This is a genomic window from Chloroflexota bacterium (genome assembly GCA_016235055.1).
Lineage (GTDB): Bacteria > Chloroflexota > Anaerolineae > JACRMK01 > JACRMK01 > JACRMK01.
On record JACRMK010000009.1, the window covers coordinates 1 to 22524 of the forward strand.

Below are 22524 nucleotides of genomic sequence, written 5' to 3' on the forward strand. Positions count from 1 at the left end.
CCAGCAATTCTCAATTTGGCTTTGTACGGGTACTTTCCAATGCCGCTTGCGATGCGCTGGCTCTCAGGCGCTTGTCACGCAAGCTGGCCCGCCGAAAAAGTGGCGCTGCCCTCCCCCCCGACCCCCTCCCAACTTCGTTGGGAGGGGGCGAGATTCTTAGGGGAGGTGCGCGGCGGCTGCGCCGCCGCGCACCTCCCCGTTAGCTTTGCCCCTGCTCCCCCGCGCGCGCGGGGGAGCAGGGGCGGGGGATGAGGGGGCATATTGGCAGCCGACTCCAAAATGAGAATTGCTGAGTCGTATCTCCGTATGCTATACTGCCACACGGTCTGGCACGGCACGCCGACCAACCCATTGGATGATGGCATCTGCGCCGGCGCGCGCGGGTGTCGCCACAAGGAGCCCGCTCTATGCTCACGACTGCGGTCAAGACGCCGCGCATCGAGATCGGACAGGCGTTGCTGCCCGTGCTGCTGGATGCGCTGCCGCGCGCACTGCGCGATCGGGATATCCTATGCGTGACGTCCAAAGTCGTGGCGCTTGAACAGTCCCGTTGCGTCAAGTTGGCCGATGTTGTCGTCAGCGAAGCGGCGCGCAGTCTGCCTCAACTGGCATATTCCAAGGACTTCAAGACGTATCCGGGCCTGGCGCAACTGATCCTCGACGAATCCGACAGTCTGTTTCAGGCGCGCTTCGTCTATGTCACGCTCCGCCACTCGATCTTCATCGCCAACGCCGGGATTGACTTGTCCAATGTGCCGGACGGTTATGCGGTGCTCTGGCCGCGCGCGCCGTGGCAGTGGGCGCGCGCTTTCCGCGACACGCTGCGCCAGCGCTTTGGCATAACCCAACTGGGCATCGTCGTGACCGATTCGCACGTGGTGCCCTTTCGCCGTGGCGTGCTCGGCATCGCCCTGGCATGGAGCGGCTTCGAAGGCGTCGAGAGCCAGGTCGGCAAGCCCGACCTGTACGGCAAACCGTTGCGCTACACCGAGAAGGCGGTGGCCGACGACCTGGCGACGGCGTCGATCCTCGTGAGCGGCGAAAGCGACGAAGCAACGCCGTTCGTGCTGCACGAGGATGTCCCGGCGACGTTTACGGACCGCGCGTTTGACGACGCCGAATACTACATTGCGCCCGCAAACGATCTGTACGCCGGGATTTACGCCCCGGAATTCGAGCGATTTGCCCGCTAATCCAATGACCATTCTGATCAAGCACGGTGCGGTCGTCACCGGAGGCGCTACGGTCATGGCCGATGTGCTCATCGACGGTGAGACAATCGCGGCCATCGGCGCCAACCTGAGCGCCGGCGGCGCCGACAGCGTGGACGCCTCGGGGCTGTTCGTCCTGCCCGGCGGCATCGACGTGCACACGCATCTCGACCTGCCGGTGAGCGGCACCGTCTCGTCGGACGATTTTTATACCGGACAGCGGGCGGCGGCGTTCGGCGGCACCACGACGCACATCGACTTCGCGATCCAGCCGCGCGATGGCAGCCTGCGCGACGGCGTCGAGGCGTGGCAGCGCAAGGCAGACGGCAAAGCGTGCATCGACTACGGCTTCCACGCCAACGTGTCGAACTTCCGCGATGAGCTGCTGGACGAGCTGCCCGGTTTGCTGGCCGACGGCGTATCGTCCATCAAACTCCTGCTGGCGTATAAGGGTAGCGTCCAGGTTGACGACACGGCGCTATTCAAGACGCTGCGGCGCTGTGCCGGCAGCGGCATGCTGCCCCTGGTGCACTGCGAGAACGGCGACGCGATTGACGTGCTGGCACGCGATGCAGCCAGCCGCGGGCTGACGCAGCCGACGTACCATGCGGCGACAAGACCGGACTGGTGCGAAGCCGAAGCGACCCACCGCGCGATCATGCTGGCGGCGCTGGCCGGGTCGCCGCTGTATGTCGTGCACATGACCTGCGCCAAGTCGTTGGATGCACTGCGGTACGGGCGCGCGCAGGGCGTTTCCGTGGTCGGCGAGACATGCCCGCAATATTTCTTCTTCACGCGCGACAACCTCGCCGCGCCGGATTTCGAGGGCGCCAAGTTCGTCTGCTCGCCGCCCTTCCGCACTGCCGCCGACCAGGCGGCGCTATGGCAGGCGGTGGCCGATGGCACGCTGTCGGTCGTGTCCACCGATCACTGCCCGTTCTACTTTGATGGCGGAAAGTTCGGCGCCAAAGGCAAGGAGCTTGGGCGCGACGATTTTCGGCGCATTCCCAACGGCGTGCCCGGCATCGAGGAGCGCATGCGCTTGCTCTGGCATTTTGGCGTCGGCACTGGGCGGCTGACGCCGGCGCGCTTCGTCGAGTTGACGGCGACCAACCCGGCGCGCATCTTTGGCTTGTACCCGCGCAAAGGCGTCATCGTACCCGGCGCGGACGCCGACATTGTGTTGTGGGATCCAGCGCAGCGTCATACGTTCTCGGCGGCCACACAGAAGACACGATCAGATTACTCATTGTACGAGGGTTGGCAGACGATCGGTGGCCCGCGCACGGTGTTTCTGCGCGGTCGCGCCATCGTCGAGGGCGGGCAGTGGCGCGGCGCGCCCGGTACAGGGCAATTCCTGCGACGCGGCCCGACAGAGTGGCGAGCGTAAAGCGCGTCGGGCTTGTCGCCCCCGCAGAGTTTTGAGTATAATGTGCGCGTAACCGGGATACGATGGCACGCTAATTCCAGACCGGCACGGAAGACAACATGTCGCAACCACCCTCGCGAGGCAGCATACCGATCTTGAGTTCCGACCGGGCCGACATTTCGCTAGCCGACGTCACCCAACGCAAGGCCGCATCGACGCTGCCGTCGCGCTTCCATGCCGTGCACCTGATCGGCGTGCCGATGGACCTGGGCGCCAGTCGGCGTGGCGTCGATATGGGACCGTCAGCGGTGCGCATCGCCGGGCTGCAACTGGCGATCGAGCGCATGCAGATCGCGGTGGAAGATCGCGGCAACATCCCCATTTCGCTGCAGGAACTGGCCGAGGTGGGCGACCCGCGCCAGCGCTACCTGACAGAAATTGCGGCGGCCGCCAAGGGACTGGCCAAAGAGGTGCAATACTCGCTGGAGCGCGGCGGACTGCCAATCGCGCTGGGCGGCGACCACTCGATCGCGCTCGGCAGTATTGCCGGCGCCTCGGCGCACTATCGCAATCAGGCACAGAAGATCGGCCTGATCTGGCTCGATGCACACGGCGACCTGAACACGGCCGAAACGACGCCCAGCGGCAACATTCACGGGATGCCGCTCGCCGCCACGCTCGGCTTTGGCGATAGCGCCCTGACGCGCCTGCTGAACTTCGGGCCCAAGGTCGCCATCGAGCACTGCGCGCTCGTCGGCGTGCGCGAGCTCGATCCCGGCGAGCGCGACCTGATCCGCAATGCCGGGCTGCGCGTCTTTCCGATGAGCGAGATCGACGTACGCGGCATGAGCGCCGTCATCGAGGAAGCGATCACCATCGCCACGCGCGGCACGGCCGGCTTCCACGCGAGCATGGATATCGATTTCGTGGACCCGGTCGAGGCGGCCGGCGTCGGCACGCCGGTGCGCGGCGGAGCGACCTACCGCGAATCGCACCTGGCGATGGAGCATATCGCCGCGGCCCGCGCGCTGGTATCCATGGACATGGTCGAGATCAACCCTGTGATTGACACCCGCAATCACACCGCCGAACTGGCGGTGGAACTTATCACGTCAGCGCTGGGCAAGGTTATCCTTTGAGCCTGACGCAACCACTGGAGGGCACCCACATGCCAAGCTACGTCGATAGTCTGATGGGCAATAACGAGCGCGTCGTGTTTACCACGCGCAAGCACATGATTGTGATCGCCCGTACGCTATTCTGGACCGGCCTCGTTGCGATTGTCATCATCGTTGCATCAATCATTGGCAGCATGTTTATGCCGTTGGCTGCCTTCCTCGGCGCCCTCGTCATCGTGCCGATCGTGCAGTTGATCATGACGATCCTGGTATGGTCGCGGGAGCAGTACATCGTCACCAACCGCCGCGTGATGCGGGTCGAAGGCATACTGAACAAGAATGTGGCCGACTCGTCGCTGGAGAAGGTCAATGACGTGGTCATGGTCCAATCGTGGCTTGGCCGGCTGCTGGACTACGGCAATGTCGACATCATTACCGGCAGCGACGTGGGCATCAACCACTTCGAGCAGATCGCCGGGCCGGTCGCCTTCAAGCGCGAGATGCTGAACCAGAAAGAAGCGATGGGCGTCATGAACGATGTGGGCGCCCGGGAAAAGCGGATTCTGGAAAGCGACGCGCCCACCAAGGGCGACATCCCCGAACTGATTGCCGAGCTCGACGAACTGCGCAAGAAAGGCATCATAAACGATGCCGAGTTTGCGGCCAAGAAAGACGACTTGCTCAAGCGCATGTAGGCCGCGCCACCCCACGCACGAGGCCCGATTATGACCATGAACGCCGCCGAGATCAACCGGCTCAACAAGGAATACACGCTGTTCGAGTGGAGCGCACAAGCCAACTACCAGCCAATCGCCGTTACGCGCGCCAAAGGCTCCGAGTTCTGGGACGCCGACGGGAAGCGCTACCTCGACTTCAACTCGCAGTTGATGAACGTCAACATCGGTCACGGCGACGAGCGCGTGATCAAGGCGATACAGGATCAGGCCGCGCGCCTGTCGTACGTGTCGCCGTACCATGCCACCGACGTGCGCGGCCAACTGGGCGAGTTGCTGGCGCAGATCACGCCGGGCGACCTCCGGAAGTCGTTCTTCACACTGGGCGGCGCCGAAGCCAACGAGAACGCCATCAAGATGGCGCGCCTCGTCACCGGACGGCACAAGATCATTGCGCGCTACCGCGCCTTCCACGGCGCCACGGCCGGCGCCATGACGCTGACCGGCGACCCGCGCCGCTGGCCCAGCGAGCCGGGCATCCCCGGCGTCGTGCGTGCCATGGACCCCTACCGCTACCGCTGCCGCTGGTGCGGGGACAAGCCGGCCTGCACGCTCGACTGCCTGGGCCACATCGAGGACATCATCCAGTTTGAGGGGCCGCAGAACGTGGCCGCGGTCATTGTCGAGGGCGTCGCCGGCACCAACGGCATCATCGTGCCGCCCGACGGCTACATGCAGGGACTGCGCGAGTTGACCGCCCGGCACGGCATCGTGCTGATCGTGGACGAGGTGATGAGCGGGTTCGGACGCACCGGCGAATGGTTCGCCTGCGACCACTGGGGCGTGACGCCGGACATCATGACGGTGGCGAAGGGCCTGACCAGCGGCTACGCGCCGCTCGGCGCGACCATCGTCAACGAGCGCATTGCCCGGCACTTCGACGACCATGTGCTGTGGGGCGGCCTGACCTACGGCGGCCACGCGCTGAGCTGCGCGGCCGGCATCGCGTGCATCAATGTCTACAAAGAAGACCGCCTGATCGAGCGCGCGAAGGCGATGGGGAAATACCTGGGCGAGCAACTGGAAGCGCTCAAACAGAAGCACCCGTCGGTCGGGGACGTGCGCTACCTCGGCCTGTTCTCCATTGCCGAGATCGTGCGCGACCCCGCGACCAGGGAGCCCATGGCGCCGTTCAATGCCACGGCGGCACAGATGGGGCCGATGGCCGAGGTCAACAAGTTCTTCCGCGCCAACGGGCTGTACACATTTGTGCGCTGGAACACGTTCTTCGTCAATCCGCCGCTGTGCGTCACGAAGGAAGAACTGGACGAAGGTCTCGCGATCATCGACCGCGCGCTGGAGATTACCGACGACTACGTCATCGTGTAGGCCGATGACACACACAAATCAAAAAGCCGATCACGAATGTGACCGGCTATTGGTTATCTGCTACGAGCCGTCCTTCACGCAGAATGGCTGTCACCGCGCGCAGAGCCGAGCGGAGTCCGGGTCGAACCGGCAGCGAAACGGCGCGAACTACTCGGCGGCACCGAAGCGGGTGACGAGGCGCTCTTCGATGCGCTTGATCGCCGCTTCGATGGTGCAGCTTTCGGCGAGCGCGATCTCGCCGGCCAACATGTCGCGCGCGCGGGTGTAGAAATCCTGATCCGTGGCCGACAACTTCTTCTTCAGACCGCGCCAGTGCAGGTTGCGCACGATCTCGGCCCACACTTTCGGATCGCCTGACTTGAGCATCTGGGACAGGTGGGCCTGGCGCTCCGTGAAGCTGTTCGGGCATGCCGTCGGGCGGCCGTCGATCACATTGAGCACTTCATTGGCCTTGCTGCGCACCATGGCCGAGCGCAGCCCGATCATCAGCACATTGTTGACCGGCACCAGCACGCGCCGCGTGCCGGCCGTCATGAGGCTGATCACATAGTAACTACTGCCACTTTCGGCCGCGCTGACGTTATGCGTCTCGATGCCGCAAATAACGCCGGCGCCGTGCGCAGGATGCACGACTTTATCGCCTACCCTGAAACCACTCATCTCCGCCTCCTTGTGCTTGCACTCTTCGGCTGATGGGACGGACCCGAGGTTTTCTCGGTCCGGGATGCTGGTTTGTTCAAGGACGTCGCGGGCTGAGTGCCCGCCGGCTTGTTGTCGTCTGATGGTGGCGTGGGCGCTTTTTTCGCGGGCGGCTCGGGCGCCGCTGCGGGTGTGCCGCCCGTAATTGCTGCGCGCGCGGCCAGCGCGATGAGACGCTGAACCGTGTCGCCCTGCTTAAGTTCGACCAGCGTCGCGCCCTTCTTGACCCGGCCGGCCCGGCCAATGAGTTTGGCCTGCGTCACCAGCGCGGTGCCTTTGGCCGACAGTAAGGTGGCCTGGTCTTCATCACCGGCCACCCACGCGCCGACCAGCGGGCCGCTGCGTGCATTGAGTTCTGCCGTCCGGACGCCGACACCGTGGCGGTTCTGCCTGGGGTACTCGGACAGCTTGGTGCGTTTGCCGTGGCCGGATGCCGATACAGTGACCAGATCGGTGCCGGCACTGGCCAGGCCAAAACCGACCACGGTGGCATTGTCGGCCAGCTTGACGCCTGCCACACCGCCGGCGACCAGGCCCATCGGTCGCACCTGATCCTCGCCGAAGCAGATGGCGTTGCCGTCGCTCGTTACCAGCAAATACTCATCCGCGCCGTTGCTTATGGCCGCGCCAACCAGTTCGTCGCCGTCGTCCAGTTTCATCGCGACGGTGCCACTGGCGCGGGTGCCGCCCAGTTCGCTCAACGCCGAGCGCTTGACCTGCCCGCGCTTCGACGCAGTCACCAGATACGCTTCCGCGCCTTCCGGCAGCGGCGGCAGTGCCACGGCACAGATCAGGCGCTCATCGCTTTCGATCGATGCCAGCGTGCCGGCCGGCACGCCATCCGCGTTCTGCGTCTGATCGGGGATCTGCGATACGCGCGCGCGGAAGCCGCGCCCGCGCTGCGAAAGCAGCAGCAGCTCGTCGCGGTTGTTGGCCAGGCCGTACCACGCCAGCTCTTTTTCCGCGCGCGAGCGCCGCCCCGGATTGAGCAGGCGCGTGACACGGCCGTTCTGCAGACCCATCACCATCACAGGCACATCGGCAATCAGGTCTTCCGGTTTCACTTCGCCCAGCTCGCCTTCCACAATCGTGGAGCGGCGCTTGTCGCCGTAGATGGCCTTCAGATCGGCCATGTCCTCCTTGATCAGCAGGAGAATCTTTTGCGGGTGGGCCAGCAGATCTTTCAAGTGCGCGATCAGCTGCTTGATCTCTTTGTGCTCTTCCTCGATCTTCTGCCGCTCGAGGGCCGCCAGGCGTCGCAGTTGCAGGTCGAGGATGGCCGTGGCCTGCCGCTCGCTGAGCTTGAAGCGTTTCATCAATCGCTCGCGCGCGGTGTCGGTGTCCGGCGCCTGCCGGATCGTCTTGATCACCTCGTCGAGGTGCGCCAGTGCGATCAGCAGCCCTTCCAGGATGTGCCCGCGCTCCTCGGCTTTGCGCAGATCGTGCTCCGAGCGGCGCGTGATAATCGTGCGCCGGTGCTCGATGAACAATTGCAGCGCGCGCTTCAGCGGCAGCAGCTTGGGCTCGCCGTCCACCAGCGCCAGCATCGTGATGCCGAACGTCGTTTGCAGCGGCGTGTATTTGTACAACTGCTTTAACACCGCTTCGGGGCCCACGGTACGCGTCAGTTCGATGACCACACGCATGCCCTGGCGGTCCGACTCATCGCGCAGGTCGCTGATGCCGTCAATGCGTCCGTCGCGCACCAGCTCGGCGATGCGCTCGATCAGGCTGGTCTTGTTTACCTGGTACGGCAATTCGGTGATGATGATGCTGGAGCGCCCGCGCGACAGCTCTTCGAAGTGCGTCTTGGCCTGCACGATCACGCGGCCTTTGCCGGTGGCGTACGCCTGCTTAATATTGTCCTCGGAATCCTTGCCGCCGGCGTAGCGGTACACCAGACCGGCCGTCGGAAAGTCCGGGCCGTGCACGAACTTCATGAGATCGTCGACATCGATCCGATCGAGTTGTTTATAGTTGTCGATCAGGTAGCTGAGGGCGTCGCAAACTTCACTGAGATTATGCGGGGGGATGTTCGTGGCCATCCCGACGGCGATGCCGGTTGAGCCGTTGACCAGCAGGTTGGGGAGCGCGGACGGCAGGATGGCCGGTTCCTTCAGCGAGCCGTCGAAATTGTCGCTGAAATTGACCGTGTCCTTCTCGATATCATTCAACACGTCCTGCGCGATGGCCGACAGCCGGGCTTCGGTATAGCGCATGGCGGCGGCGCTGTCGCCATCGACCGATCCGAAGTTGCCCTGCCCGTCGACCAGCGGGTAACGCATGGAGAAGTCCTGCGCCAGCCGCACCATCGCATCGTAGACCGCCGCATCACCGTGCGGGTGGTACTTGCCCAGCACCTCGCCGACGATACGCGCCGATTTCTTGTACGGCGAATTGTGGCGCAACCCCATGTCGTACATGGCGTACAGCACGCGGCGCTGCACCGGCTTGAGCCCGTCGCGGACGTCCGGCAGTGCGCGGGCCACGATGACGCTCATCGCGTAATCGAGATACGCGACCTGCATCGTCTGGTCGATATCGATTTGCTTGACGGTTCCGATGCCCATGACACCATCCGGCGCCGGGGGCGCCGCGCGCTGCGCGACGGCCCCCGGCCCGTGCTAGAAACTTAATACTCGCGCTGTTGCGCCTGCTGTTCCTTGCGGCGAGCTTTGCGCGTGGCGCGCTGCTTGGCCTTGCGCTTCTCCTCGCTTTTGGAAACATACCAGCGTTTCTTGCGATAAGTGCTGAGGACGCGGCTGTCGGCCACTTCCTTGCGGAACCGCTTGAGAAGGCTTTCCTGGGATTCGCCCGGTCTGATGAGAACGGTCATGTATGCGTTGTCACCTCCTTGCTCGTGAGAAATCGGCCAGCAGAAAAAAGAGAAGCGTGGTACAAAACGACTGCTCCGCGCTTCTCTGTAAATCGTTAGCGCTTGTCGCCCTCGCCGTCGGACAACTTCGGCTCGAGGCTGATGCGCTGCTTGATGGGATCGACGTTTAGAATGCGCAGGGCGATGTGCTCGCCCGTGCGCAGGCGGGGCTGGCCCTGCATTTCGCTGACATGCACCAGGCCCTCGACGCCCGGCTCCAACTGCACGAATGCGCCGAAGTCGGTCACGTTCGTCACGGTGCCTTCAACCGACTGGCCGCGCTGGTAGCGGTCGCTGATGTTCGACCACGGATCGGGGCGCGTGCGCTTGATGCTCAGGCCGATGCGCCCCTTGTCGCGCTCGATGCGCATCACCATCACGCTGACTTCCTGGCCGATGTGCAGAGCGTCCGACGGGTGCTTGACGCGCTCGTAGGAGATCTCCGACACATGGATCAGGCCGTCCACGCCGCCCAGATCGACAAACGCGCCGAAATCCGTCAGGTTGCTGACGCGGCCGCTGCGAACCTGGCCTTCCTGCAACTCTTCCATCAGGCGCTCGCGCTGCGACTTGCGCCACTGGCGCACCGCCTGCCGCTCCGAGAAGATCAGGCGGCGACGGGCCTGATCGACCTCGATCACCTTCAGCGGCAGCTTCATGCCGACCATCTTCTGCAGCCAGCTATCGTCAATCGGCTGCGGGGGCTGGCCTTCGGCCGCCGGGGCCTGCTGGACCACCGTCACGCCAGGCGGCCGCGAAGCCACCTGCGAGGCGGGGATAAAGCCGCGCAGGCGCCCGAACGGCACGATGAGGCCGCCCTTGTTGAACGTGCTGACCACGCCCTCAAAAATCTCGCCCGACTTGTGCATCGTCTCAGCTTTGATCCAGTCTTCGGCTGATTTGGCTTGATTGAGGGACAGAACAGCTTCCTCATCGGAGGTCTCGCCGCGCACAATGTAGACATTGAGCTCCTGGCCCACGGCCAGCCGCGCGCGCAATTCCGGGGCCAGCTTCTCAATCTCACCGGAGGGGATAATGCCCTCCTTCTTGCCGCCAATGTCGACGGCAATGCGGCTTGATTCGATTGAGACGATCTTGCCCTGGCGGATGTCGCCGGCCTTGGGCGGAACGAAGTCATACTCGCTCTGCCGGAGCAGGTCTTCCATTGGGTTGGGTACTTGATTCTGCTGATCCTGTTCTGTCACGTCGGGTGCTAAGCTCCTCTTTTGGAGTCTGGGTTTCGTCGTTCAGCCGGCGCGTCGCATGATTGGCGCGCCGGCGGTGCTAGTCTTCATCATCCAACTCGTCATCGTCGGCATCCGGCAAAGACAGCGCCGTGCTGATGCCCGGGTTGGCCGACAATGCCGCCGCCCCTTCGAGCAACTTGAAGCCGGTGCCCGCCGGGATCAACTTGCCGATGATGACGTTTTCCTTCAGGCCGTGCAGATCGTCGCGCTTGCCCTCGATCGCCGCGCTGGCCAGCACGTTGATCGTGTGCTGGAACGACGAGGCCGCCAGGAACGACTCGGTGTTCAGCGCCGCCTTGGTAATGCCGAGCAGTTGCGGAACCGCCGTCGACGGGCGCTTGCCCTCGGCGAGCAGGCTCTGGTTCATCTCGGCAAATTCCAGCGCGTCCACCAGTTGTCCGCTCAGGTACTGCGACTCGCCGACCGTGCGCACTTTCACGCGCCGCAGCAACTGCCGCATGATCACTTCGATGTGCTTGTCGTTGATGGCCACGCCCTGCGAGCGGTACACCTTCTGCACCTCGTCCAGCAGGTACTGCTGCACCGCCTCGCGCCCCTTGATCTTCAGGATCGTATGCGGGTTCAGCGCGCCGTCGGTCAGTTGCTGGCCGGCCGCCACTTTGTCATTTTCCTCCACGCGCAGGCGCGCGGTCGGCGGCACGTCGTACTCCACTTCGTCGCGGCTTTCGCGGCGCACGACGATCTTGCCGTCGCCCACGGTGATCTTGCCGCCGAACCTGGCGACGATCTCCTTTTCACCGCGCTTGGCCAGCACCGCGCCGTCGTCCACCTGCTCGCCCGTCTCGGTCAGCACCTTGTAGTTGCCCGGCAGGTCGTACTCGTCACGGGCAATCGACGACGAGATGATCTTAAGCAACCGCTGATCGCCGTCGCGCTCGACGTGCGCGGTGCCCGAAATCTCGGCGACGATCGCCTCGCCCTTGGGGTTGCGCGCCTCGAACAGCTCTTGCACACGCGGCAGGCCGCGCGTGATGTCCGCCTCGCCGGCCACGCCGCCGGTGTGGAACGTGCGCAGCGTCAACTGCGTGCCTGGTTCGCCGATCGACTGTGCGGCAATGACACCCACCGCTTCGCCGATCATCACCAGGCCGTTGCGAGCCATGTCGCGGCCATAGCACTTGGCACAGATGCCGTAGCGCAACTCGCAGGTCATTGGAGAGCGCACGCGGACCTCGGTGACTCCGGCGTGCTTGATCATCTCCAGATGGTCTTCAATGATCATCTCCCCGTCGGGAAGGAGAATCTCTTTCGTTTTCGGGTGGCGCAGCGGGCCGACCGTTACGCGGCCGAGCACGCGCTCCGCCAGACCCGCCAGACCGGAACCCGGCGCGGGGGCGCGCAGAATAATGCCCTTCTCCGTGCCGCAGTCTTCGGAGTTGATGATGCTCTCTTGCGCCACGTCCACCAGGCGCCGCGTCAGGTAGCCGGCGTCGGCCGTGCGCAGCGCGGTGTCGGCCAGACCCTTGCGCGCGCCGTGCGTCGAGATGAAGTACTCCAGCGCGGTCAGGCCTTCACGGAAGTTCGAGCGGATCGGCAGCGAGATGATGCGTCCGACCGGGTCGGCCATCAGGCCGCGCATGCCGGCCAACTGGCGAATCGGCTGAAAGCCGCCCTTCGTCGCGCCCGACGTGGCCATGATGTAGATCGGCCCGCGCGGGTTCATCGCCTTCTGCACCTGGTCGGTCACGTCGTCCGTCGCCTTCGTCCACAACTCGACGGTCTTGACGTACTTCTCGTCCTCGGTGATCAGGCCGCGCCGGTACTGGCGCTCGACCTCGGTCACCTGCGCGCCGACCGCGTCCAGGATGGCTTGCTTCGTCTCCGGCACATTGATATCGCTCAGCGCGATCGTCAGGCCGGAACGCGTGGCGAACTTAAAACCGATATCCTTGATGTCGTCCACAAACTTGGCCGTCACGTCCGCGCCGAGCTTGTAGAACGAATCCGAGATCAGCTTCTTGAGCTTGCCTTTGTCGTAGGTGTCGTTGCAAAAGCGAATGTCCTCGGGCACGATCGCATTGAACAGGCAGCGCCCAACCGTCGTTTCAATCACCTCGCCCTTTTTCTTGCCGGGCGCCACAAACCAGTACTTCACCTTGGCATGAATGCCGATTTGCCCGGCTTCATAGGCAAAGGTGACCTCGTCAATCGAGCCGAACGTCTTGCCATCGCCCTTGTGCGGCCCCTCCTCGTCCATGGTCAGGTAATAGCAGCCCAGTACCATGTCCTTCGAGGGACCAACAATCGGCTCGCCGTTGGCCGGACGCAGCAGGTTGTGCGACGACAGCATCAGACCGCGCGCCTCGGCCTTGGCCGCTTCCGACAACGGGATGTGCACGGCCATCTGGTCGCCGTCGAAGTCGGCGTTGAACGCTTCGCAGACCAGCGGGTGAATCTGAATGGCATCGCCGTCCACCAGCGTCGGCAGGAACGCCTGAATGCCCAGGCGGTGCAGTGTCGGTGCGCGGTTGAGCAGGATCGGATAGTCGTGCACGACCTCTTCAAGCACTTCCCAGACTTCGGGCTTCATCTGCTCGATGATGCGCTTGGCGCCCTTCACGTTGTGCGCGAAGTTGTTCTCGACCAGCTTGTTGACGACGAACGGCTTGAACAGTTCCAGCGCCATGCGCTTCGGCAGGCCACACTCGTGCAGGCGCAGATGCGGGCCGACCACGATCACCGAGCGGCCGGAGTAGTCCACGCGCTTGCCGAGCAGGTTGCGGCGGAAGCGCCCCTGCTTGCCCTTCAGCATGTCGGACAGCGACTTCAGCTTGCGCTTGCCGCGCAGCGAGACGGCCTTGCCGCGCCGCGAGTTATCAATCAGCGAGTCGACCGCTTCCTGCAGCATGCGCTTCTCGTTGCGCACGATCACGTCGGGCGCGCCGAGTTCCAGCAGGCGCTTGAGGCGGTTGTTGCGGTTGATGACGCGCCGGTACAGGTCGTTCAGGTCGGACGTCGCGAAGCGACCGCCGTCCAACTGCACCATCGGGCGCAGTTCCGGCGGGATGACCGGCAACACGGTCAGGATCATCCACTCCGGGCGGTTCGCCGACTTGCGCAGCGCCTCCACCACCGCCAGGCGCTTGGTCGCCTTCTTGCGGCGCTGGCGCGACTGCGTCGCGCGCATTTCGGCGCGCAATTCCTTCGCCATCCGCTCGAGATCGATATTCTGCACGATCTCATACAGCGCCTCGGCGCCCATGCCGGCGCGGAACACACCCGGGTACTTATCATTCAGTTCGCGGAAGCGCGATTCCGTCATGAAGTCCATGACGGCCAGTGAGCGCAGCTCATCGCGCAGATCTTCGTACTTGGTCTGCACCGCCTGCTGCTCGCGATCAAGCTCGTCGTCCAGGTGACCAAAACGCTCCTGGGCCTCGGCCTTGATCCGTTCCAGCTCCACGTCATAGTTGGCGCGGCTGTTAGCCTGGTCGTCCTTGAGCTTGTCCTGCAGTTCGCTCTTCTCGCCCTTCTCAAGTTCTTTGAAGCGGCGCAGGTGCTTGCGGTCAATCGTTTCGCCTTCGGCCACGAGCACTTCTTTGCTGCCGCGCGGGTACTCGATCGGCTTGCGTACCGTCGTGCCCTGGTCGTCCGTCAGGCGCTTTTCAACGGTGTGCAACTCGCCATCGATCTCCTGGAGGCGATCGTTGTATTTGGTCTCCAAGCGCTCCAGATTGGCCTCGCGCTGTCCGCGCTTCTTCGCCAGATCGTCTTCCAGGCGCGCTTTCGCCTTGTCGATCTTCTCGACCATCCCCTCTTTGACGCGCTTCATCTCGCGCGCTTCGGCGTCGTCGAGCACCTTCACGGACTTGCGGCGCGCATCTTCGTCCACCGCGACGACCACATACTGCGCGAAGTACAGCGTGCGGTCCAGGTTGCGGCGCGACATGTCGAGCAGCAACCCGAGGTACGACGGGACGCGGCGCGTATACCAGATGTGTGCCACCGGCGACGCCAGCTCGATGTGCCCCATGCGCTCGCGGCGCACGGACGAGCGCGTTACTTCAACGTGGCACTTGTCGCAAACGATGCCCTTATAGCGAATTTTCTTGTATTTGCCGCAATAGCACTGGTAGTCTTTCGTGGGGCCGAAAATTGCTTCGTCGAACAAGCCGTCGCGCTCCGGGCGGAGGCGGCGATAGTTGATTGTCTCCGGTTTGAGAACTTCGCCGTGCGACCAGTTGCGAATAGCTTCGGGAGACGCCAACCCAATCCGAATTGCATTAAAGTCTTTTATCTCCGACACTCTTCCTCCCGGTGGCCAAATCGGTTAGCAGCACCAAATAAAACGCAATGACGGGTTGACGGAATACCGCCACCCGTAACGCATGAAAACCTTGATTACTATTATACGCAAGTGCCCGATAACTGTCAAAACTTAAACCCGTGGCACCATGCGCAAAAGCTGGCTCGCCGTGCCACCAAAGATCCGCTCACGCACGGCGTTGTCAATCGGTAGGTTCTCGATGACCTTGACCGACTTCTCCATGTCGCCGATCTGGTGCGGGTAGTCGCTGCCCAGCGTCATGTGATCGGCGCCGGCGAACTCGATGGCGAACTGCAGGGCGCGCGGTTCGAATGCCACGGTATCGTAGTAGCAGTTGCGCTTGAAATAGAACGACGGCTGCTGCGACAGGTTGACCCGCACTTCCGGATACGCATCGTAGCCGCGGTCAATTCGCTCGGCGATGTAGGGTATTGTGCCGCCCAGATGGCTCAGCATGAACTTGATCTTGGGGTACTTCTCCATCACACCTTCGAACATCAACAGCGTGATGCACAGCGTCGTGTCCAGCAGGAATCCGACCAGCGCGGTCGTGCGATACTCCTGGAACGCCTCGACGCCCGGCGGCGAGGTCGGGTGAATCATCAACGGCACGTTCAGCCGTTCGGCCGTCTCGTAGATCGGCCAGTATGCTTTGTGATGAATCGGTTTGCCGTTGACGTTCGCGAACAACATGGCCCCGCGCAGTCCCAACTTGGTGACCGCGCGCTCCAACTCGATGGCCGATGCTGCGGGGTCCTGCAGCGGCAAGGTCGCCAGGCAGACGAAACGATCCGGGTACTGTTTCTGGACTTCGCCGTACGAATCATTGACGATCTGCGCAAGCTGGATACCGCGCGTGCGCTCTTCGACATGCACGCCGGGTGTCGTCAGCGTCAGCACGCCCATATCGACGCCGGTGCGCTCCATTTCCGACAGGCGCGCCTCCAGATCGATGTGTCCGTCGGCGACGATGTTGTAGTCGCCGGCATAATGAACCAGACGGCGACCGGACGGATCGCGCGTCACCGAACACGCCGGGCTTGGGTGCCGCTCAATCTCATCGAGATACGGCATCGGGTAGTGGTGCGTATGGGTATCGATGCGCATGCGTGCCTCCGCAGGGAGAATGACGAACAAAAAATCCAGCTTCGCCCGGGGCGAACGCTGGAAGATTATGAAGCCTTCTATTTTCCGCAAATCATCTGGCAGATATTATAACGAGCAAAGCCCGCTTTGTCAAAAACTTGCGCATCTGCCAGAGTGTGCTACAATGCCTTTACGTGGTGAGCATAGCCGAGTGGTTAAGGCACTTGGTTGTGGCCCAAGAGATCGTGGGTTCGAATCCCACTGCTCACCCAGTGCAAATGGCTGATGGCTGATGGCAGCCGCTTCAACATGCCGCCAGCCCTCAGCCATTTGCGTTAGAGCGCCTGTAGCTCAACTGGACAGAGCACTTGACTTCGGATCAAGTGGTTGTGGGTTCGAATCCTGCCAGGCGCATGATCGGCGCCGCTCCACACGTCGCCGATCTCGATGAGCCGCACGCTCTACACGTGCGGCTTTTCTTATGCGTGCAGGCGCATTGTTTTGCACCCCTACTGCGCGGTCCAGCCGCCATCCACCATCAGCATCGCGCCGGTCACGAACGACGACGCCTCCGACGCGAAGAACACGACCACGCCCGCCAGTTCATCGGGCTTGCCCCAACGCCCCATCGGCACGCGCGACGCAAACCACTGGTAGCGCGCCGGGTCGTCGTAGATCGCCATGTTCATCTCGGTGACGAACGGGCCCGGCGAGACGGTGTTGACCGTAATTCCGCTGGTCGCCCACTCCAGCGCCAGCGTGCGCGTCAGCGCGGCCAGCGCGCCCTTGCTCGTCGCATAAGGCGTGCGATCGCCCAAACCGACCACGCTCATGAGCGACCCGATGTTGATGACGCGGCCCCAGCCGCGTGCCTTCATCGGACGCGCCACGGCGCGGCACATCAGCCACGGCCCCAGCAGGTTGGTTTCCCAGACGTGCCGCATATCGTCGGCTTCGATCTCTTCAATCGGGCCGCGCAAGTTGATGCCCGCGTTGTTGACCAGTATGTCGATGCGACCGCAACGCGCCAGCGTCTCCTCGACGACGCGCTCGGCATTGGCCGTGTTGGACACATCAGCGCAGACGGCATGGCAGTCCCGGCCGCTGGCGGCCTGAATCTCGCCGGCAGCCGCCTGCGCTTCGTCGAGATGGCGCGACACAACGACAACACGCGCGCCCGCGCCGGCCAGCGCGGCAGCCATCGCCTTGCCCAGCCCCTTGCTGCCGCCGGTCACAATCGCCACACGTTCGTCGAGTCGAAACAGATCCAGGGAGTTATTCACGGTTGACCTCGGTAGGATGTGTATGCATCGCCTCTATCGCGCCGGTTGCAGCGCAAGCTTGAGGTCGTGCCGCAGAGTGAAGATCGTCCACAACGCGATCGCCAGGAACGGCAGCGTGCTCAGATTCAGGATGTTCCAGTCGGCGAGCGCTAGCACGGTGCCCGACGAGAACGACGCCACCCCTTGCACGGCGAAGATGGTGAAGTCGTTGGCGGCCTGCGCCTTGAAACGCTCGGCGGGCGAATAGCTGCGCGGCAGCAGGACGGTCGCGCCGACAAACAGGAAGTTCCAGCCGATGCCGAGCAGCACCAGCGCGCCCCAGTAGTGGATGTACTGGCGGTCGCCGACCGCCAGCACTACCGTAACGCCCAGGCAAAGGACACCGGCCGACATGACGCGCAGCAGGCCAAACCGGTCGATCAGAAAGCCGGTAAACAGCGAGGGCAGGAACATCGCCACGATATGACTCTGGATGACTGTCGCCGTCTCATCCAGCGAATAATGGGCGCTGTGCAGGTAGACCGGCGTGGCCGTCATGATGAAGCTCATTACCGCATAGCCGACCGCGCCAGCCAGCACCGCGGCGCGAAACATCGGCTGCGAGACGATCGCGCGCAATGGGCGCTCCGAACCCGCCGCCGATGTGTCGCGCTGGGCAGTGGACTGCAGCCAGAACAGCACGCTGGCGGCTACGACCGACAGCACGCTCAGTCCGATAAACGACCCGGCATACTTGACCGGCAGCAGGTCCTGTGCGCGGCGCGCCATCTCCGGACCAATGAACCCCGAGGCGATCCCGCCCACCAGGACGATCGATACGGCGCGCCCCACCCACTGCTTGTTGACCGACTCGATTGCCGCGAAGCGATACTGCTGCACGAACGCCGTGTTGGCGCCAACCAGCAGGGTCGCCGCGCAAAACAGCACAAAACTCTGCTGGCTGAGCGCGTACGCGGCCAGCAGGCCGGCAGCCATCACAAACGATGAGCCCAGCATGAAGCCGGCCTTGCGGCCGAAGCGGCGCATCAGGACGCTGGCCGGCAGTGTGAAGAACGCCATGCCGCCGATTGTCAGCGAGGCCGGCAGCGTGGCCAGCGCCGGCGTCGGCGCGATGGCGGCCCCGATGATACCGCCGAGCAGCGTGATCATGGACAGACCCGAATTACCGATCGCCTGCGCGATCGCCAGCAGAATGATATTGCGATATTTCACGGTAGACGCCTTCGCAGCGGAGTGAGAAAACAGGTGGAGTATATCACAGACGCGAACTTCGGTGGGCGCAATAGCCCAGTTGACGCAGGGCTTTTCCAAAGTCAGTGCTACCCCCACCCTAACCCTCCCCAGCAATTCTCATTTTGGAGTCGGCTGCCAATATGCCCCCTCACCCCCTGCCCCTTCCCCCCCCCGCGCGCGGGGGCGTCGCAAGCGGCATTGGAAAGTACCCGTACAAAGCCAAATTGAGAATTGCTGAACCCTCCCCCGCGACGCAAATACGGCGTCGCAGGAGAGGGGATTGGCCCCTTCTCCTGTTCGCTGCCGTTGCGAACGGGGGAAGGTTGGGATGGGGGGTAGCCTCGACCAAGACTTTGGAAAGGCCCTGCCGGTTGACGCCCGGCGCGTGATTTGCTATATTTGTACTATGTTGAATCATACAAATCGAACCGCATGAGTATCCGCCTCGACCCCGACAACCCTTCGCCCATTTTCGAGCAGATCGTCGATGTAGTGCGTGCGCGCATTGTTCGCGGCGAATGGCCGGCCGGCCATGTACTGCCTACGGTGCGCGACCTGGCGCACGAACTGGGCGTCAACCCGAACACGGTCGGCCGCGCCTACCGCATCCTCCACCAGGAGGGATTGGTCGACGGCCGCTCACGGCTTGGCACGCGCGTGGTGACCCACCCGCAGACCGCGCAATGGCGCGAGAAACGAGACAGCCAGTTGCGCCTGCTGGTCGCCGGACTAATCAGCGATAGCGTCGCCCGCGGATTCTCTTTGTCCGAACTGGAAGCGGCCTTCACGGTGCAGCGCCTGCGCTGGCAGTCGGGCAGCAGCGCTTCCATCGTATACACCGGGCCGGGGACCGACTCCTTTATCGGGCTTGGCAGTCATGATGTGTGCCTCGACGTATTGCTGGCCCAGACGCGCCGCGCCAGCCCCGCCATGTCGCTCAGCTTTGGCGCGGTCGGCAGCCTGGCCGGACTGCTGGCACTCGGGCGCGGCGAAGTGCACTTTGCGAGCGCGCACCTCCACGATAGCGCCAGCGACGACTACAACCTGCCGCAGGTGCGCGGCCTCCTGCCCGACGCGCCCTGCGCACTCATTACGCTGGCCCATCGCACGCAGGGGCTGATCGTCGCGCGCGGCAACCCCAAGCGCATCTTCAAGCTGAGCGACCTGGCCCGGCGCGACGTATGCATCGTCAACCGGCAGCGCGGCTCCGGCACGCGTGGTCACCTGGATGAAATGTTACGGCGCGACCGCATTCCATCGAAGCGCATCCGAGGCTACGCACATGAAGAGGCCACGCACACGGCGGTCGCTGCCGCGGTGGCCAACGGTCACGCCGACGCCGGGCTCGGCATTGAAGCCGCCGCCCGCGCCTTCGGGTTGGATTTCGTGCCCGTACTCAGCGAGCGCTTCGAGATCGTGCTCCCGCGCCAGCACCCGTTAGTTGAGTGTTTCCGTCGCCAGATCGCGCAAGAATCGTTTCAGCAGACGGTCAGCGCGCTGGGCGGCTATGACCTCAGCGAAGCCGGCTGCGTGCGCTATAGCTAAACTACGCCATCATTCCTAACTCGCTTTGATCAGCGGAGAAACGTCATGAAGTTCAGATTCAGTATGAAGCTGCGCACCGTGCTGCTTGCGCTCAGCATCGCCCTGTTGATTGTCGCGGGCTGCGCCCCGGCCGCCACACCCACCTCCGTGCCGCCAACCAAGGCCGCTGCGGCGCCGGTGGCGGCGACTCCCGCCAGCACGCCGGCCCCGACGGCGGTCCCGATAGTGCGCACGGCGGGCACACTGCTGCTTGCCACGACCACCAGCACGCAGGACTCCGGACTGCTCGACGTGATTATTCCGGTCTTTGAGAAGCAGTACAACGTTAAAGTTAAAGTCATCGCCGTCGGTACCAGCCAATCGCTGAAACTCGGCTCCGACGGCAACGCCGATGTCGTGTTCGCGCATGCGCGTGCGCTTGAAGATGCCTTCGTCGCGTCCGGCGACGGCATCAACCGCCGCGATGTGATGTACAACGACTTCATCCTGGTCGGGCCGACAGGCGACCCCGCAAAGATTGCCATCATGAGCAGCGGCAGCGCAGCGGACGCATTCAAGAAAATCGCCGCCGCGAGCGCGCCGTTCGCTTCCCGTGGCGACAAGTCGGGCACGAACACCAAGGAGCTCGACATCTGGAAGGCAGCGGGCATCGACCCCAAGGGCAGTTGGTACCTGTCCGTCGGCCAGGGTATGGGCGAAACACTGACCTTCTCGAACGAGCGCGGCGCATACACGCTGACCGATCGCGCAACGTGGCTCGCACAGAAAGCGCGCCTGAGCGGGTTGACCGTCATGGTGGGCGGCACGAAGATCGAAGAGAATACGGACTCGGCCAACCTCTTCAACCCCTATGGCATCATCCCGGTCAATCCGAAGAAGCACCCCGAGGTGAACAACGACCTCGCAGAGAAGTTCGCGCAGTGGATCACCTCGCCTGCAACGCAGGCTCTGATCGGCACGTACGGGATTGACAAGTACGGGCAAGCGCTGTTCCGGCCAAGCGCCAAAGCGCAATAGTTAGGGCACAAAGCGATTGAATGATCTTGGAACCGGGCTCATGCGGGCGCTGGAACTAATTGCCGGCGGCGACGCCGGGCTGTGGCAAGCCATCACGCTATCGTTCCAGGTGTCCGGCGTCGCCTTGATTTTTGCCGCCATCGGGGGATTGCCGTTGGGCGCATGGCTGGGCCTCGGTCGCTTTCGCGGCCAGGGCCTGGCCATCGCTTTGATCTACACCGGCATGGGCCTGCCTCCGGTCGTCGTCGGCCTGTTCGTCTATTTGTTCCTCTCACGCCAGGGCCCGTTCGGGTTCCTGGGTTGGCTGTTCACTCCGAGTGCGATGATCATTGCCCAGATCATCATCGCCCTACCCTTGATTGCCGGCTTCGCGATGGCCGCCGTAATGGGCGTTGACCCCGATCTGCGCCGGCAGTTGTTCGCGCTGGGCGCCACATCCACACAGGCCACCATCGCGGTCGTCAAAGAAGCGCGCGTCGGGGTCGTGGTGTCGCTCGTCGCCGGCTTTGGCGGCGTCATCTCCGAGGTCGGAGCGGTCATGCTCGTTGGCGGCAACATCGAAGGCTCGACCCGGGTGCTGACGACGGCCATTGTGCTGGAAACGCGGCAAGGTCAATTCGATCGGGCAATCGCACTGGGCGTGATTCTGCTGGCCATCTCCTTCATCATCAACCTGGCCGTGCTCGCCATGCAGGGACGCGGCACGCCGGTCAAGAGCTGAAAGCGTGCGCGACATACTCTTTGAGGTCGGTCCGGTCGAAGTCCGCTATCCCGGTCGCGCAGCGCCCGCCGTATCGATCAGTGCCCCGCTATGCATCGCGCGTGGCGAGATATTCGCGCTGGTGGGGCCCAGCGGCGCGGGAAAGAGCACGCTCCTGCGCGTGCTGGCAGCCGTCGAGCGACCGACCGGCGGCCAGGTGCAATTTGATTCCGCGGTCATGGATGCAACGCACGCGCCATCGCTTGGCACACGCCGCCGCATCAGCCTGGTATTCCAGCGGCCGATCCTGCTCAACGAGCCGGTCGGGGATAATGTCGCCTACGGTTTGCGGGCGCGCGGCGTGCGGCACGTTACGCCCAGAGTCCAGCGCGCACTGTCGCTCGTGCAACTGGCGCACCTGGAGCGCGTGCCGGCCCGGACGCTGTCCGCCGGCGAAGCGCAGCGTGTCGCACTGGCGCGCGCGCTGGTGGTCGAGCCCGATGCGCTGCTGCTCGATGAACCGACCGCGAACCTCGATCCGTATAACGTCTCGCTGATCGAGCAGATCATCCGCGATCAGCATGCCCGGCGCGCGATGACCAGCATCATCGTCACTCACAACATCTTTCAGGCGCGCCGTCTGGCCACACGCGTCGGATTGATGCTCGCCGGCGAACTGGTCGAGGTCAGCGATACCGAGACCTTCTTCGAACACCCGCGCGACGAGCGCACCCGCGCCTTCGTGCGCGGCGACATGATCTATTAGCGTGCTGCGCCCCTGATCGTCGCA

The 22524-nt window shown here is 63.6% G+C and carries 17 protein-coding genes and 2 tRNA genes; 11 read left to right on the forward strand and 8 right to left on the reverse strand.

The genetic code is table 11. The annotated features are described in order from the left end of the window. Positions 1 to 407: 407 nt before the first annotated feature. The 5 genes from HZB53_02350 (at position 408) to HZB53_02370 (ending at position 5761) form a co-directional block, all read left to right on the forward strand. A complete protein-coding gene (locus HZB53_02350; protein ID MBI5876465.1) occupies positions 408 to 1193 on the forward strand; it encodes a coenzyme F420-0:L-glutamate ligase in 786 nt (261 codons plus the stop codon). Between the two features lie 4 nt (positions 1194 to 1197). Further along, positions 1198 to 2601 carry a dihydropyrimidinase gene (hydA, locus tag HZB53_02355; protein MBI5876466.1) on the forward strand — a complete coding sequence of 468 codons (1404 nt, stop codon included), beginning with the start codon at positions 1198 to 1200 and terminating at the stop codon, positions 2599 to 2601. A gap of 98 nt (positions 2602 to 2699) precedes the next feature. Beyond that, positions 2700 to 3719 (forward strand): arginase, encoded by a 1020-nt coding sequence (rocF, locus tag HZB53_02360; protein MBI5876467.1) that lies wholly within the window; start codon positions 2700 to 2702, stop codon positions 3717 to 3719. A gap of 29 nt (positions 3720 to 3748) precedes the next feature. Then, complete coding sequence (locus HZB53_02365; GenBank protein MBI5876468.1) at positions 3749 to 4393, forward strand: PH domain-containing protein; 645 nt, start codon at positions 3749 to 3751, stop codon at positions 4391 to 4393. A gap of 30 nt (positions 4394 to 4423) precedes the next feature. After that, complete coding sequence (locus tag HZB53_02370; GenBank protein ID MBI5876469.1) at positions 4424 to 5761, forward strand: aminotransferase class III-fold pyridoxal phosphate-dependent enzyme; 1338 nt, start codon at positions 4424 to 4426, stop codon at positions 5759 to 5761. Between the two features lie 147 nt (positions 5762 to 5908). On the opposite strand, the gene HZB53_02375 is transcribed toward HZB53_02370, so the two are convergent. The 6 genes from HZB53_02375 to HZB53_02400 all read right to left on the reverse strand — a co-directional run bounded on the left by HZB53_02375 (position 5909) and on the right by HZB53_02400 (position 15977). Then, positions 5909 to 6421 (reverse strand): hypothetical protein, encoded by a 513-nt coding sequence (locus tag HZB53_02375; protein ID MBI5876470.1) that lies wholly within the window; start codon positions 6419 to 6421, stop codon positions 5909 to 5911. Continuing rightward, positions 6418 to 9030: a DNA gyrase subunit A gene (gene gyrA, locus HZB53_02380; protein ID MBI5876471.1), complete on the reverse strand. Its 2613-nt coding sequence runs from the start codon at positions 9028 to 9030 to the stop codon at positions 6418 to 6420. Before gyrA ends, HZB53_02375 begins: the two co-directional genes overlap by 4 nt. Positions 9031 to 9092: 62 nt before the next feature. Then, positions 9093 to 9296: a 30S ribosomal protein S21 gene (rpsU, locus tag HZB53_02385; GenBank protein MBI5876472.1), complete on the reverse strand. Its 204-nt coding sequence runs from the start codon at positions 9294 to 9296 to the stop codon at positions 9093 to 9095. 95 nt (positions 9297 to 9391) lie between these two features. Beyond that, a complete protein-coding gene (locus HZB53_02390; GenBank protein MBI5876473.1) occupies positions 9392 to 10501 on the reverse strand; it encodes a S1 RNA-binding domain-containing protein in 1110 nt (369 codons plus the stop codon). A gap of 118 nt (positions 10502 to 10619) precedes the next feature. After that, positions 10620 to 14849: a DNA-directed RNA polymerase subunit beta' gene (gene rpoC / locus HZB53_02395; protein MBI5876474.1), complete on the reverse strand. Its 4230-nt coding sequence runs from the start codon at positions 14847 to 14849 to the stop codon at positions 10620 to 10622. Between the two features lie 132 nt (positions 14850 to 14981). Then, on the reverse strand, positions 14982 to 15977 hold the full coding sequence (locus HZB53_02400; protein ID MBI5876475.1) for an amidohydrolase: 996 nt from the start codon (positions 15975 to 15977) through the stop codon (positions 14982 to 14984). A 176-nt stretch (positions 15978 to 16153) separates the two neighbouring features. Between HZB53_02400 and HZB53_02405 the strand changes: the two genes are divergently transcribed. Together HZB53_02405 and HZB53_02410 are read left to right on the forward strand one after the other, a co-directional pair. Then, positions 16154 to 16226 (forward strand) — tRNA-His (locus HZB53_02405). A gap of 70 nt (positions 16227 to 16296) precedes the next feature. Then, positions 16297 to 16370: transfer RNA gene (locus HZB53_02410), tRNA-Arg, on the forward strand. A gap of 95 nt (positions 16371 to 16465) precedes the next feature. Here the strand turns inward: HZB53_02410 and HZB53_02415 are convergent. Further along, entirely contained in the window at positions 16466 to 17239 is a 774-nt protein-coding gene (locus tag HZB53_02415) for a glucose 1-dehydrogenase (protein ID MBI5876476.1), read from the reverse strand. 33 nt (positions 17240 to 17272) lie between these two features. Continuing rightward, positions 17273 to 18451: an MFS transporter gene (locus tag HZB53_02420; protein MBI5876477.1), complete on the reverse strand. Its 1179-nt coding sequence runs from the start codon at positions 18449 to 18451 to the stop codon at positions 17273 to 17275. 453 nt (positions 18452 to 18904) lie between these two features. On the opposite strand from HZB53_02420, the gene HZB53_02425 reads away from it, so the two are divergent. From HZB53_02425 to HZB53_02440, 4 genes are all read left to right on the forward strand, one after another. After that, positions 18905 to 20017 carry a GntR family transcriptional regulator gene (locus HZB53_02425; GenBank protein MBI5876478.1) on the forward strand — a complete coding sequence of 371 codons (1113 nt, stop codon included), beginning with the start codon at positions 18905 to 18907 and terminating at the stop codon, positions 20015 to 20017. 63 nt (positions 20018 to 20080) lie between these two features. After that, complete coding sequence (locus HZB53_02430; protein ID MBI5876479.1) at positions 20081 to 21034, forward strand: substrate-binding domain-containing protein; 954 nt, start codon at positions 20081 to 20083, stop codon at positions 21032 to 21034. 16 nt (positions 21035 to 21050) lie between these two features. After that, positions 21051 to 21755 carry an ABC transporter permease gene (locus HZB53_02435; GenBank protein MBI5876480.1) on the forward strand — a complete coding sequence of 235 codons (705 nt, stop codon included), beginning with the start codon at positions 21051 to 21053 and terminating at the stop codon, positions 21753 to 21755. Between the two features lie 4 nt (positions 21756 to 21759). After that, entirely contained in the window at positions 21760 to 22500 is a 741-nt protein-coding gene (locus HZB53_02440) for an ATP-binding cassette domain-containing protein (GenBank protein ID MBI5876481.1), read from the forward strand. Positions 22501 to 22524: the final 24 nt, after the last annotated feature.